This is a genomic window from Polaribacter irgensii 23-P, assembly GCF_000153225.1.
Classification (GTDB): domain Bacteria; phylum Bacteroidota; class Bacteroidia; order Flavobacteriales; family Flavobacteriaceae; genus Polaribacter; species Polaribacter irgensii.
This window is the reverse complement of sequence record NZ_CH724148.1, coordinates 1,692,458-1,707,167: the sequence shown is the minus strand read 5'-3', so window position 1 is coordinate 1,707,167 and position 14,710 is coordinate 1,692,458. Positions and strand designations below refer to the sequence as shown.

11 protein-coding genes are annotated in these 14,710 nt (G+C 35.8%); 3 read left to right on the top strand and 8 right to left on the bottom strand.

The window, feature by feature from the left end:
- Nucleotides 1–21: 21 nt before the first annotated feature.
- Nucleotides 22–792, top strand: coding sequence for a C40 family peptidase (locus PI23P_RS07620; protein WP_004570200.1), 771 nt, complete (start codon nucleotides 22–24; stop codon nucleotides 790–792).
- Nucleotides 793–848: 56 nt separating this feature from the next.
- Here PI23P_RS07620 and PI23P_RS07615 read toward each other — a convergent pair whose 3' ends face one another.
- Nucleotides 849–2,093, bottom strand: a complete 1,245-nt coding sequence (locus PI23P_RS07615; protein ID WP_004570199.1) for a tetratricopeptide repeat protein — start codon at nucleotides 2,091–2,093, stop codon at nucleotides 849–851.
- Between the two features lie 23 nt (nucleotides 2,094–2,116).
- Entirely contained in the window at nucleotides 2,117–4,663 is a 2,547-nt protein-coding gene (gene gyrA / locus PI23P_RS07610) for a DNA gyrase subunit A (RefSeq protein WP_004570198.1), read from the bottom strand.
- Nucleotides 4,664–4,929: 266 nt separating this feature from the next.
- Between gyrA and PI23P_RS07605 the strand changes: the two genes are divergently transcribed.
- Both PI23P_RS07605 and PI23P_RS07600 read left to right on the top strand, forming a co-directional pair.
- Nucleotides 4,930–7,485: an ATP-dependent Clp protease ATP-binding subunit gene (locus PI23P_RS07605; protein ID WP_026288359.1), complete on the top strand. Its 2,556-nt coding sequence runs from the start codon at nucleotides 4,930–4,932 to the stop codon at nucleotides 7,483–7,485.
- 115 nt (nucleotides 7,486–7,600) lie between these two features.
- Nucleotides 7,601–8,629: a TlpA family protein disulfide reductase gene (locus PI23P_RS07600; RefSeq protein ID WP_004570196.1), complete on the top strand. Its 1,029-nt coding sequence runs from the start codon at nucleotides 7,601–7,603 to the stop codon at nucleotides 8,627–8,629.
- 189 nt (nucleotides 8,630–8,818) lie between these two features.
- On the opposite strand, the gene PI23P_RS07595 is transcribed toward PI23P_RS07600, so the two are convergent.
- The 6 genes from PI23P_RS07595 to PI23P_RS07570 all read right to left on the bottom strand — a co-directional run bounded on the left by PI23P_RS07595 (nucleotide 8,819) and on the right by PI23P_RS07570 (nucleotide 14,693).
- Nucleotides 8,819–9,772: an acetyl-CoA carboxylase carboxyltransferase subunit alpha gene (locus tag PI23P_RS07595; RefSeq protein ID WP_004570195.1), complete on the bottom strand. Its 954-nt coding sequence runs from the start codon at nucleotides 9,770–9,772 to the stop codon at nucleotides 8,819–8,821.
- A 51-nt stretch (nucleotides 9,773–9,823) separates the two neighbouring features.
- Complete coding sequence (locus PI23P_RS07590) at nucleotides 9,824–10,738, bottom strand: DMT family transporter (protein WP_004570194.1); 915 nt, start codon at nucleotides 10,736–10,738, stop codon at nucleotides 9,824–9,826.
- The gene (locus PI23P_RS07585; RefSeq protein WP_026288358.1) at nucleotides 10,725–11,816 is read right to left on the bottom strand and encodes an LptF/LptG family permease; all 1,092 of its coding nucleotides are present in this window, start codon (nucleotides 11,814–11,816) and stop codon (nucleotides 10,725–10,727) included. The genes PI23P_RS07590 and PI23P_RS07585 overlap by 14 nt, the downstream gene beginning before the upstream one ends.
- A gap of 55 nt (nucleotides 11,817–11,871) precedes the next feature.
- On the bottom strand, nucleotides 11,872–13,002 hold the full coding sequence (gene tgt, locus PI23P_RS07580; RefSeq protein WP_004570192.1) for a tRNA guanosine(34) transglycosylase Tgt: 1,131 nt from the start codon (nucleotides 13,000–13,002) through the stop codon (nucleotides 11,872–11,874).
- A gap of 164 nt (nucleotides 13,003–13,166) precedes the next feature.
- On the bottom strand, nucleotides 13,167–14,057 hold the full coding sequence (gene rluF / locus PI23P_RS07575) for a 23S rRNA pseudouridine(2604) synthase RluF (RefSeq protein WP_004570191.1): 891 nt from the start codon (nucleotides 14,055–14,057) through the stop codon (nucleotides 13,167–13,169).
- A 33-nt stretch (nucleotides 14,058–14,090) separates the two neighbouring features.
- Complete coding sequence (locus PI23P_RS07570) at nucleotides 14,091–14,693, bottom strand: alpha-ketoglutarate-dependent dioxygenase AlkB family protein (RefSeq protein ID WP_004570190.1); 603 nt, start codon at nucleotides 14,691–14,693, stop codon at nucleotides 14,091–14,093.
- Between the last annotated feature and the right edge of the window lie 17 nt (nucleotides 14,694–14,710).

The window sequence follows — 14,710 nt, the reverse complement described above, 5'->3', positions numbered from 1 at the left end:
TTATAATAACGGTTTGTAACTATGCTTTTTGGCATTTGTAATCTAAGTATTGTTCCTTTAAGGGCGCTAGAAAGTGATTCTTCTGAAATGAGGAGTCAGCTCCTATTTGGTGAACATTTTGAGATCATCGAAAAACAGAAAAATTGGAGTAAAATTCGCTTGGCTTTTGACCATTTTGAGGGCTATATTGACAACAAACAGTACTTGGAAATTTCTGCTGTTTTTTACAAGGCACTTTGCAAAGAAATACCCACTTACTCTGGTGAAATTTTAGATTTTGTAACCAATCAAAAGAACGAACTGACCACCATAGCCATGGGTGCACAACTGCCTTTCTTTATGAAAGGAAAGCTGCAATTAGAAAATTACGAATATGGGTATGAAAGTGCTATTTTTCACGGCATATTTCCTAAAAATGAGATTTTAAAAACAGCGTTTACCTATTTAAATACTCCATTTCTTTGGGGAGGAAAATCACCCTTTGGAATCGATGCTGCAGGCTTTACACAAATCGTGTACAAATTGTGTGGATATGCCTTACTAAGAAACGTAAAAGAGCAATCGAAACAAGGGGAAGTGCTTAGTTTCATCGAAGAGAGTGAGCCGGGAGATTTGGCTTTTTTTGATGATGAGTTTGGCGAAATAGTGCACGTTGGTATTATTCTTAATGATTATAACATCATTCATGCCCATGGTAAAGTACGAATTGACACCTTAGATCACAGCGGTATTTTCAATACAGATCTCCAAAAACACACCCATCAATTAAGAGTGATAAAAAAAATCATATAAAAAAATCCAAAACTTAAAAGTTTTGGATTTTTTTATAAACGAATTCTAATGTCTTTTTATCCTCTCAATTCTTTATAAATTGGTCTTAAAATAGCTGCTTCTTTTTCCATGCGCAACGTATCATAAATATTCAACAACGTTTTTACAGTCTGTAAAGATCTTTTGATGCTGTCTGCTTTCATTAAAAATGGCAAAGCGCTTTTGTACAATTCTTTTTGCTCTGCTTGCAGCGCATCGTACTTTTTAAAGTTAGACAAGTTTTTATTCATTTCCTCTACCAACGCTTTTTCTTTTCCTAGCATAGCAATTGCTAAATTCATATAGGCATCTCCATATTCTGGATCTAATTCAATTGCTTTCTTGTAATACCCAACAGCATCTTCTATCTTACCTTCATTTGAATTCACAACTCCTAGGTTGAAAAATAAAGTTGGATTTGTAGGATCTAATTTTACCGCTTCTTTCATAAGCTCAGCAAATTTATCCATCTTTTCTAACTTGATGTATAATTGTGCTTCATTTAAAATTAAATTCACGTCTTTTGGATTGGCCTTTCTCGCTTCCTGTAAGGCAATAACGGCTTCTTCTGTCTTTCCTTGATTCACTAAAATATACCCAATATTTTTTACGATTTCAGCCTGTTTAGATTCAGATACTTTATCTAGAGGAACAGTATAACCTCCCGACTTAATCATGATATCTCTCTGCCCTTTAGATCCAAATTCTTCTTCAATACCCGTTTCTTTATCGGTTGCAAAATACTGTGTGTTCACCCCTGTATATCCGATAGTTTTTAACTCTTTATAGAATTTTAAAGAAACATCATATTCTTTAGACAAAGAAGCGCTGATTGCAGCATTGTACAAGAAACTCGTATCTTTTGGGCTCAACTTATACGTTAAGTAAAAATTAACCTGAGCGCCCGCATAATCTTTTGCATTGTACTGCTCTATTGACTTCCCAGAAACTTTTTGTATCAAATCATTCAGCATTGGTTTTGCATCCTCGCTGTATTTATCTTCATCTATTTCTTTCTCGTACTCAAAAAGCTCCGTAAAAGCATTGGATGCCTCCTGGTATTTATTTTGACCCAAAAACACCTGAGCCTTTAAAAAGTAATATTTAGACTTGTATTTAGAATCCATACTCTCCAGCATGCCTTCTACCGAATTTACAGCTGCTAATGCCGAAGAAAACTCACTTTTTCTCAATGCCTTCTCTGCAACTTTTAATTCTTTCTTTTGACCAAAAGTGATCGCAGTTAACAAACCCAAAGAAAGTGCTAATACTTGATTTTTCATTTTAATACTTATTTAATTTATTATTATTCGTTATTTTCATTCCCGTCCTGCTCATCGGATTCATTTTCACTAGCGTCATTTTCAATTTCTGTGCCATCTTCAACTTGAGCATCTAAATCTTCTGGAACTTCCTCTTCATGGGCAACTTTTGCCACGGCAGCAATGCTGTCATTATCCTTGATGTTTATCAAACGAACTCCCTGAGTTGCTCGACCCATCACTCTTAAATCTTCTACCGCCATTCTAATGGTCAATCCAGATCTATTGATTATCATCAGATCGTTAGAGTCATCTACGTTTTTAATAGCGACTAAATTTCCTGTTTTTTCTGAGATATTTAGAGTTTTCACTCCTTTACCTCCTCTATTTGTAATACGATAATCTTCTAATTTCGAGCGCTTACCAAATCCTTTTTCCGAAACAACTAAAATATTACTTTCCATGTCATTGACAGCCACCATCCCGATAACTTCATCTTTGTCATGCTGCAATGTAATTCCTCTTACTCCCGAAGCAGTTCTTCCCATAGGACGGGTTTTCGCTTCTTCAAAACGAATGGATTTACCCGACTTTAAGGCCAACATTACTTGACTGTCTCCTGTGGTCAACTTCGCCTCTAACAACTCGTCGCCCTCTTTGATGGTAATGGCGTTAATACCGTTGGTTCTCGGTCTCGAATATTGTTCTAATGACGTCTTTTTAACCTGCCCTTTCTTCGTCGCCATGATTACATAATGGCTATTAATGTATGCTTCGTCTTTTAAATCTTGTGTTACTAAAAATGCTTTCACTTTATCATCTTGCTCTATGTTGATTAAGTTCTGCATTGCTCTTCCTTTTGTGTTTTTACCACCTTCGGGAATTTCATACACTCGCATCCAAAATACTTTTCCTTTTTGTGTAAAGAACATCATGTATTGATGGTTTGTTCCCACAAATAAATGTTCCAAGAAGTCTTCATTTCTTGTCGTTGCACCTTTCTGTCCTCGTCCTCCTCTATTTTGAACTTTGTACTCTTCAAGATTGGTTCGCTTTAAATACCCAGCATTAGAAATCGTTACCACCACTTTCGTGTCAGGAATCATATCTTCAATACTCATATCTCCTCCCGCATATTCGATCACAGATCTACGGTCGTCACCATATTTATCTTTGATGTGGGCAAGTTCACCTTTTATGATTTCATATCTTCGAGGCTCATTTGCTAAAATATCTTTTAGATCGACGATCGTTGTCATAATTGCATCAAATTCTGCACGCAACTTGTCTTGCTCCAAACCGGTCAACTGACGCAAACGCATCTCTACAATAGCTTTTGCTTGAATTTCTGTCAATTCGAAACGTGCTATTAATTTCTCCCGTGCCTCATCGGCATTTTGAGAAGCACGAATCGTTGCAATTACCTCATCTATATTGTCTGACGCAATGATTAATCCCTCTAAAATGTGTGCCCTCGCTTCTGCTTTTAAAAGATCAAATTTTGTTCTTCGGACCACAACTTCGTGCCGATGCTCTACAAAGTAATGAATCAGTTGTTTCAAGTTCAACTGCTCTGGTCTTCCTTTTACCAAAGCGATGTTGTTCACACTAAAAGAAGTTTGTAATTGCGTGTACTTGAATAATTTATTTAAGACAATATTCGGAATCGCATCTCTTTTTAAAACGTAGACAATTCGCATACCGTTTCTGTCAGACTCATCTCGAATATTAGAAATGCCTTCTATTTTCTTTTCGTTTACAAGTTCTGCAGTTTTCTTAATCATTTCTGCCTTGTTCACTTGGTACGGGATTTCTGAGACAATGATGCACTCGCGACCCTTTACCTCTTCAATTACAGATTTCGCACGCATTACAATACGTCCACGGCCTGTATGAAAAGCATCTTTAACACCATCATAACCATAAATGATTCCTCCTGTAGGAAAATCAGGTGCAGTAATGTATTGCATTAACTCATCAATGTCAATTTCTCGATTGTCAATATACGCAAGCGTTCCGTTAATTACCTCAGTTAAGTTGTGAGGCGCCATGTTTGTTGCCATTCCCACAGCAATACCTGAAGCTCCGTTTACTAATAAATTCGGAATGCGCGTTGGTAACACAACTGGTTCATGTAAAGTATCATCAAAGTTTAAACGCTGATCTACGGTATCTTTTTCAATATCAGCCAACATATCCTCTGATATTTTTTGCATTCTAACCTCTGTATAACGCATTGCTGCTGGACTATCTCCATCCACAGAACCAAAATTACCCTGGCCATCTACCATCATGTACCGCACACTCCAGCTTTGCGCCATTCTCACCATAGAATCATAAACAGAAGTATCCCCATGTGGGTGAAATTTTCCTAATACTTCTCCAACAATTCTTGCTGATTTTTTATAAGAACCGGTCGCCTTGATTCCCAACTCGTGCATACCAAACAACACCCTTCTGTGTACTGGCTTCAAACCATCTCTTACATCTGGCAATGCTCTTGAAACGATCACAGACATCGAGTAATCGATGTACGCTGATTTCATCTGCTCTTCTATGTTAATCGGAATCAACTTCTCTCCCTCAGTCATATATATATTGTATTATTATGTATCCTTTTTTTAAAACAGGGCAAGATAATATTTCTACATCTATATTCAAAGCGTATTTTCCTCCGAATTAAGACGAGTTATCAACATTATTTTATAGTTTTTACTCCTTTTTTATTTGGTTCCTTTTCGATAGTTTTCTAATTTTAACTGCTGGTCAACCTGTCAGTTTTACAGAATTGGCATATTTTTTGTATTTATTAAAAAAAAAAAGAATTAAATTTACACAAATAGATATAACTATATATATGGACGATAATTTTTCACCAAAAGTAAGAGATGTAATCGCATTTAGTAAAGAGGAAGCACTAAGGTTAGGGCACGAATTTATTGGAACAGAGCATTTGTTATTAGGTTTAATAAGAGAAGGAGAAGGAAAAGCAATGGATATTTTGTCTGCTCTTGACGTAGATACAAATCTGTTGCGCACAAAATTAGAACAATTAAATCCTGTAGACCTAACGTTTACAGAAACTTCGGATAAGAGAAGCTTACATTTGACAAGGCAAGCCGAAAAGGCACTTAAAACCACGTTTCTAGAAGCCAAGCTCTATCAAAGTGAATCTATTGACACCGCACATTTACTCTTGTGCATTCTGAGAAACGAGAATGACCCTACAACAAAGCTGATTCAGAAATACCGTGTGAATTATGACGAAGCGAAAGAATTGTACAAACAACTGCATGCAGACGATGCTGCAGGTTTGCCACAAAACCCAATAGCAGAGACGCCCTCAGACGATGAATTTGCCAGTGAAAAGTCAAACCCTTTCGAACAAACTCAAAAAGGTAAAAATGTAAAGAAAACAAAAACGCCTGTTTTAGATAATTTTGGAAGAGACTTGACAGATTTAGCCGAAAGAGGAAAGCTAGATCCTGTTGTTGGTCGACAGAAAGAAATCGAACGTGTGTCCCAGATTTTAAGTAGAAGAAAGAAAAACAACCCCATGTTAATTGGAGAACCTGGTGTTGGTAAATCTGCCATAGCAGAGGGTTTAGCACTTCGAATTATAGAGCGCAAAGTATCCCGAATATTATTTGACAAACGTGTTGTATCTCTAGATTTGGCAAGCTTAGTTGCCGGCACAAAATACAGAGGTCAATTTGAAGAGCGCATGAAAGCGCTTATGAATGAGCTTGAGAAAAATGAAGACATCATTCTTTTTATAGATGAAATTCACACGATTGTGGGTGCTGGAGGTGCCACGGGATCTCTAGACGCTTCCAACATGTTAAAGCCTGCGCTAGCGAGAGGAGAAATCCAATGTATTGGTGCTACAACTTTAAATGAATACAGAACCAATATTGAAAAAGACGGTGCTTTAGAACGTCGTTTTCAAAAAGTCATTGTAGAGCCAACTTCTGTTGAGGAAACCATACAAATTTTACAAAATATCAAAGGTAAATACGAAGAGCATCACCATGTAAATTACACAGATGCTGCTATTGATGCCTGCGTTAAATTAACCAATAGATATATGACGGATCGCTACCTGCCAGATAAAGCGATTGATGCTTTAGATGAAGCAGGTTCGAGAATTCACATCACAAATATTGTTGTTCCCAAACAAGTTTTAGAATTAGAAAATAAGCTAGAGCTTATTCGTGAAAATAAAACGAAAGCTGTAAACGGGCAGAAATATGAAGAAGCTGCGAAGCTGCGAGATGACGAAAAAAATATAGAATCGGCACTAGATTCTGCGCAACAGCAATGGGAAAACGACTCGAAACTGAATCGTGAAATGGTTACCGAAGACAATGTTGCAGAAGTGGTTTCAATGATGACCGGAATTCCTGTAAGCAGAGTTGCAGAAGCGGAAACAGAAAAACTATTCGAACTGCCAAACTTAATCAAAGGAAGAGTTGTCGGACAGGACATTGCCGTAGCGAAAGTTGTGAAAGCAATACAGAGAAATAGAGTGGGATTAAAAGATCCTAACAAACCAATTGGTTCTTTTATTTTCCTGGGACAAACAGGTGTTGGAAAAACACAATTAGCGAAAGTCTTAGCGAGTGAATTATTTGATTCTGCAGATTCTTTGATTCGGATTGACATGAGTGAATACATGGAGAAATTTGCTATTTCCCGTTTAATTGGAGCACCTCCTGGGTATGTAGGTTACGAAGAAGGCGGTCAATTGACGGAAAAAGTACGAAGAAAACCCTATGCTGTAGTCTTACTTGATGAAATAGAAAAAGCGCATCCCGATGTCTTTAATATTTTATTACAAATTCTTGATGATGGCTATATTACAGATAGTTTAGGAAGAAAAATTGACTTTAGAAATACCATTATTATCATGACTTCTAATATTGGTGCACGCCAAATAAAAGACTTTGGTGGCGGTGTAGGTTTTGGAACTTCTTCAAAAACAGCGCAAGCAGATGAATATGAGAAATCGGTAATCGAAGGGGCTTTAAAGAAATCATTTGCTCCTGAATTTTTGAATAGAATTGACGATGTTATCATTTTCAATGCATTGGAAAAAGAAGATTTACATGCGATTATAGACATAGAATTAGACAAGCTCTTAAAAAGAATTTCAGAGTTAGGATATACCTTAAAGCTAAGTGATAAAGCCAAAGATTATATTGCTGACAAAGGATTTGATAAAAAATATGGAGCAAGACCGTTGAATCGAGCGATACAGAAATACATTGAAGATGCCTTGGCAGAAGAAATTGTAAATTCTAAGCTCTCTGAAGGCGACACTATTTCCATGGATCTAGATGAGAAAGAAAACAAACTGACCATTAACATCAAAAAAGGTAAAAAAAAACCCGAAATTAACGCAGCTTCTTAAATAATTAAAATCCCAAACAAACGTTTGGGATTTTTTATTTCCTTTAAATCGCTTTTACTTTCATGTTAAAAATCTGATTAAATATTTATATTTGCGCCAAATAATTTATAAAAAAATGAAAAAAATAAGTTTTTTACTTTTGCTTGCCTTGACTATAAGCTCTTGCAAAACTGAACATTCTAAAGAATACTTTTCAATCCTAATAAAATTAGAGAATAACAAAGATTCTGTGCTCACCATAGCATCACAGAAAGGAATTATTAAAACGATAAAAATTCAAGAGAATGGCACTTTTAAAGACACATTAAGAGTCCCTACTGCTGGCGTATATACCCTAGAAACAAATCCAAAAAAAAGAGCACCCATCTTTTTAAAAAATGGTTTTGATCTTACCATTACCGGAGATTCAGAAAAATTCATGACCAGCTTTGAATTTGCCGGCACAGGTGCTGAAAACAATGCTTTCATACTTGCACAAATTTCAGAAAGTCAGCGTATTGGGAACCCTGCATTAATTTTAGCGCTGGAAAAAAACGAATTCAGAAATAAACTCATTAACTTAGAAAAAAGACAAGATAGTATTCTTGGTTCATATAAGAATATTGACAGTGTTTTAGTGGAAATGGCAAACCAGCAAATGGTTCAAATGATCAATTACTTTAACCAAGCGTATTCAAAAAATAAAACCATGGCGAAAGGTACCCCCTCACCTGAGTTCAAGATGTACACAAACTTTAAAGGTCCAAAAAAATCTTTGTCTTCTTTTGCAGGAAAATATGTGTACATCGATATTTGGGCTACTTGGTGTGGACCTTGTATACAGCAAATTCCATTTATAGCAAGCTTAGAAAAAGAATACCACAGTAAAAATATTGAATTCGTGAGTATTTCTACAGATGAATCTCGAAGAAACGGTGGTTCTTGGGAGGCTGCAGAGAATAAATGGAGAAGCTTTGTAAAGTCAGAAGAGTTGACAGGTACGCAATTATGGGCCGGAGAAGACATCTCTTTTCAGCAGGCCTATCAAATCAATTCAATTCCCAGGTTTATTTTAGTTGATCCAAAGGGAAACATTGTTGATGCAAATGCACCGAGACCCTCTGACCCTAAATTAAAAGAGCTATTCACCTCTTTGGGCATTTAATGAAGCTGTTGTAATCCGATAATTATTTTGTATTATTGACCTCATATAGAAAATGAAACCTTCTTTATAAAATTGGTATAATCACATTTAAATGTATTGTTTTCTCTTAAAGAAACACTTATCGCAACTAAATAAAAAAGCGCAATCATCACAAGAATTGCGCTTTTTTCATTTTATGATGTACAAAGATTACTCCTTATAGACGCCCATATTTGCGTATTTATTCATTCTCTTTGCTACTAAATCTTCCTCAGAAAGACCCTTCAATTCTTCAAAAGCAGCAACAATTTGATTCTGAACAGCTTTAAAAGCACCTGCCCTGTCTGTATGCGCTCCACCCACGGGCTCTTTGATAATACCATCAATTAACTTCATTTTCTTCATATCGGTACCCGTTAATTTTAGAGCGGCAGCTGCCTGCTCTTTGTACTCCCAGCTTCTCCATAATATTGAAGAACAAGATTCTGGAGAAATTACGGTATACCACGTATTTTCCATCATATAAACACGATCTCCAACACCAATTCCCAAAGCGCCACCAGAAGCTCCTTCACCAATGACTACAGTAATAATTGGAGTTTTCAAAATGGTCATTTCAAAAATATTTCTAGCAATTGCTTCCCCCTGCCCACGCTCCTCTGCTTCTAAACCAGGATATGCACCCGGTGTATCTAACAAGGTAACTACGGGGATTCCAAACTTCTCAGCCATTCTCATCAAACGCAGTGCCTTTCGATACCCTTCAGGATTTGCCATCCCAAAATTCCGGTACTGACGCGTTTTTGTATTGTATCCTTTTTGTTGGCCAATAAACATATAGGACTGATCTCCTATTTTACCTAAGCCTCCAATCATCGCTTTGTCATCACCAACACTGCGATCTCCGTGAAGTTCCATAAAGGTGTCTCCACAAATTGCTTTAATATAGTCTAAAGTATACGGTCTGTTTGGGTGTCTTGACAATTGAACACGCTGCCAAGGTGTCAAGTTTTTGTATATATTTTTTCTTGCTTCCGCTAATTTCTTATTAATTTTATTGCAAGTAGCACTCACGTCTACTTCGCTTTCTTTACCAATAATCTGACATTTTTGTAGTTGATCTTGAAGCTCTTTAATAGGCATTTCAAACTCTAAATACTCCATATTATAATGATTTGACTCTAATTATTTTGATTAGCAAACATACTATAAAATTTACTTTTTTCTACTTAATCTTTGAAGAAAATTCTCTTTTAAAGGCCCTTTATTCTTTATAATTCCATTCAACAAAACGACGAGCAACACCACAAAAGCACCAATATAAAAAGTGCTCCCCATCTGTTCTTCTTCGCCAAAAATTAGCAAAGCTAAAATGATCGCATAAATAGGTTCTAAATTAATGGTTAGCATTACGGTATACGGAGACAGGTATTTCATTATTTGCACAGAAGCAATAAAGGCATAGGCGGTACAAATACTGCTCAATACTACAAGATATATCCAATCCTGAAAGGACACTTGAAAGAACGCAAAAGAGAAGCTATCTGTAAGCAATAAATACATAGAAATAAAAACCATCCCAAAAAATAATTGATAAAATGAAATTGTATTTGCCGTATATTTTTTTATGAATACTCCATTTAAAACTGAAAATAATGCACCCAAGAAAGAGGCAATTAGTGCATACACAATTCCGAGCGTATACGTACTTTCGAAATTGAAAATAATGTATAAACCCCCAATAACCAGAAGCCCTAAAAAGATTTCTAAAGCATTGATCTTTCTGTTAAAAAAAACAGGCTCGATTAAAGACGTAAAAAAGGCTCCTGTACTCATCATAACTAAGGCTACAGAAACATTAGAAACCTTTATGGCTGTAAAAAAGAATACCCAATGCAATGCGATTATAATCCCTGTCAAAAAAAACTTTAATAATCCCATGCGGTCTACTTTAAAAGTTTTCTTTTTCCACAGAAAATAAATCGCAATAAAAACAACGGCCAACAGCATGCGATACCAAACTAAAGGAATCGCATCCATTGAAATTAAAGCACCTATAATTGCTGTAAAACCCCAAATAAAAACAATAAAATGAAGTAATAGGTAGTGTTTTATTTTATTTTCTCCCATTGAGGTAAAGATAAATAGCAACAACACCAAAAATTATATTTGGTATCCAAACATACGCTAAAGAATCAACACCGGCAACAGAGCCAAGAACCTCCCCAACTTTCATAAAGAAGACATAGAGAAACATAATTCCAACTCCGATTGCTAGGTTTACACCTGTTCCCCCTCTCTTCTTCCGAAAAGACAAACCAACTGCAATAATAGTAAGAATATAAGAAGCTATTGGCAAGCTCGTTCTTTTATAAAATTCAACCAAATAAGCGTTTAAGTTTTTTACCCCCCGCTTCTTAGAAATATTGATATATTTTAGGAGTTCTCCAGAAGGCATTTCTTGTGCAAATGCAGACTTATAAACAAGATCTTTAGTTGAAAAATTAAACACCGTATCTAATTTATTTCCGGAAAAAATGCGGTCTCTTTTTTCGTAAATCAAACGCTTTCTCCATCCCGTTAAAGTAAAAGTCGAGTCTTTTGGGTTGTACATAATATTATCAGAGGAAAGTTTAGAAATCAATTTTATACCGTCATAGGTTTCTGAATTAAAATCGTATCCCATGTTGTTCGCTGTATTAAAACTCCTTATAAAAATATACGTACTGTCTGTTAGTTGTAAGCTAAAATTTGAAACATACTTTAATGCGTTGGACTGTTTTGAACTGTTGATGTATTTTTTTTCAAACCCCTTGCGAATCTTACTACTTTTAGGCACCACGTAATGGTTCATTGCCAGCGAGAGTAAGGTGACCAAAGAAGCGCCAATAAAATAAGGATATAGAAAGCGTGTAAAGGAAACTTTTGCATTGGTTATGGCTATAATTTCAGTGTTACTAGAAAGTTTTGAGGTAAATAAAATAACCGCAATAAATAATGCCAAAGGCATAAAGGTATTGGAGTAATAGATAATGAAGTTTATATAATAGTCATTTAAAACTTCGCTAATACCCAAGTTTGGATGTTCTAAAAAATTATCTATTTTTTCAGAAACATCAATTGCAATGGCAATTGGAATCAAGATAAGTAAGGTAAACAAAAAGGTTACCAAAAATCTTTTTAATATGTACCAGTCAATTATTTTCAAAAGAATATCACGCTAATTATTACAACTACTAACCTACGCAGGCCTGCTAAAAAATTTACAATCTTTTGTCCATTTGCACTACCATTTTATCTTTCCACGCCCTAAAATCTCCTGCCAAAATATGTCTTCTTGCTTCCCGTGTTAACCAAACATAAAAACCAAGATTGTGAATAGAGGCAATTTGTTTTCCTAACATTTCTTTGGCCGCAAATAGATGGCGCAAATATGCTTTTGAATACATGGTATCTACTCCGGTAATTCCCATATCATCAATTGGAGAAAAATCATCTTCCCACTTTTTATTTTTTATATTGATGGTTCCATGCGCCGTAAATAACATTCCATTTCTGGCGTTTCTTGTGGGCATTACACAATCAAACATGTCTATTCCTAAAGCAATATTTTCTAGAATATTAATCGGTGTTCCAACGCCCATTAAATACCTCGGCTTATCTTCTGGTAAAATCTCTGTAACTACTTCTGTCATTGCATACATCTCATCTGCTGGCTCTCCTACTGAAAGACCTCCAATCGCATTTGCTTGTGCACCTGCATTTGCAATATACTCTGCAGACTGCCTTCTTAAATCTTTGTATGTACTTCCTTGAACTATGGGCATAAATGTTTGTTCAAATCCGTATTTGTAGGGCAGTTTTTCTAGATGATTGATGCATCGATCCAACCAGCGATGTGTCATGTGCATGGATCGCTTTGCATAATTATAATCACAGGGATATGGTGTACACTCATCAAAGGCCATAATGATGTCTGCTCCAATAGTTCGCTGAGTTTCCATGACATTTTCTGGTGTGAAAAAATGCATTGATCCATCGATATGACTTTTAAACTTTACGCCCTCCTCGTTAATTTTTCTTCTCCCTGAAAGAGAATATACTTGATAGCCTCCAGAATCTGTTAAAATAGGACGGTCCCAATTCATAAATTGATGCAAGCCTCCTGCTCTCTCTAAAATATCCATCCCTGGACGCAAAAATAAATGATACGTATTTGCTAAAATAATATCTGGATTTACCTGCTCTTTTAATTCTGTTTGGTGAACGCCTTTTACGGTACCTAGCGTTCCTACTGGCATAAATATAGGTGTCTCTATGGTTCCGTGATCTGTTGTGATTATTCCAGCTCTCGCTTTACTCTTAGGGTCTGTTAATTTTAAGTCAAATTTCATGGTGGGCAAATATACTATTATTTAAGAACTGAGCACAATGATAATACGTTATGCAGCGGGCACTTTTTTTATCACAAAAACTAGAAAAGCAAGCATTCAAAAGAGCGTTTAAAGATCTTGAAACTTGCAATCAAACATTAGGGGAAACAGCGTTATATAGATGCTTACCAGCGTTTTTTCTTCGCTGAAAAACTTGTATTACTTCTTTTGCTTTTTGGAGACGATTTTCTAAAAGAAGCACTTTTCTTATTGAAATCGTTTTTTGTAGGTGCCTTATTACGTTTCGGCCTTGCTTGCTTTGGCTTTTCCTCAATAGAAGAAGCCTCTTCTGTTTTTGAGGAGGTAGCGATCATTTTATTGATGTCTTTCATTTCTTCCTCTGTTAATTCCCGCCAATCTCCCGACTGCAAATAACCAAGGTCTACATTCATAATTCGTGTGCGCTTTAGCTTTGTCACTTCATAGTCCAAATATTCGCACATCCTGCGAATTTGACGATTCAAGCCTTGCGTGAGCACAATTTTAAATATTTTATCACTTACCTTTTCTACCTTACACCTTTTAGTCATGGTTCCTAAAATCGGAATTCCATTTCCCATACTCGTTATAAAATCGTTGGTAATAGACTTGTCTACAGAAACAAAGTATTCTTTTTCATGATTGTTTCCTGCGCGTAAAATTTTATTGACAATGTCACCGTCATTCGTTAAAAAAATTAAGCCCTCAGAGGGTTTATCTAAACGTCCAATAGGAAACAAGCGCTCTGGATAATTTACGTGTTTTACAATGTTATGTGGTTCTCTTTCATCTGTTGTAGAAACGATCCCTACAGGCTTATTTAATGCGATGTATAAAGTAACATTCTTTGGCTCTACCAGGCGTCCATCAAACTTAACCACGTCTTTTTTGCCAACCCTATTTCCCAATTGTGTTGCTTTACCATTGATGGTAATTCTTCCTTCTTTTATAAACTTCTCTGCCTCTCTTCTAGAGCAAACTCCTGAAGAACTGATATATTTATTAAGATTTATAGACTGTTGATTGTTGATTTCCAAAACGTAATATTTTCAGCAAAAGTAAGTATAAGATTATAATTCTACAGTTCTAAAAGTTAAATTAATTCTGGGAGTACTTACTTTTGTTGTCGGCGGCAATCGGTGTACCCAATTGGTTTGCGTTCCTTCTTTCATCACCAACAAGCTCCCATTTTCTAAAACCAGATCTATTCTTTGTTTGCTTTCTTTGTGTTTAAAAGAAAATTTTCGGGCCACTCCAAAAGACAGCGATGCTATTGCACCATTTTTCTTCAACATTTTTTCTCCATCGGAATGATATCCCATACCCTCTGCCCCTGAATGGTATAAATTCAACAAGCAGGAGTTATACGTCTCTCCGCTTTCTTTTTCAACAATTGCTTTTAATGCCAATAATTCTTTCGTGAAAATGATGGCGGTCTTTGTTATTTTAGAATATGTGTAAGCAAACTCAGCAGCACCGTACCAGGCAACCTTTCTTTTGGTGAGTATCTTTTTACCAAAAATAATAGCTTCATCATTTTTAAATTCAATGGTATCTATGAGTCGTTGGTAATAAAAATCACATTGTTTTGCATCGATCACAATGCCGTGATAATTTGTAACACCATCAAAAGGTAGTATGTTTGAAATGCTGTTCTGTTCAAATAAATCCATGTGCAAAAATAAAAAAA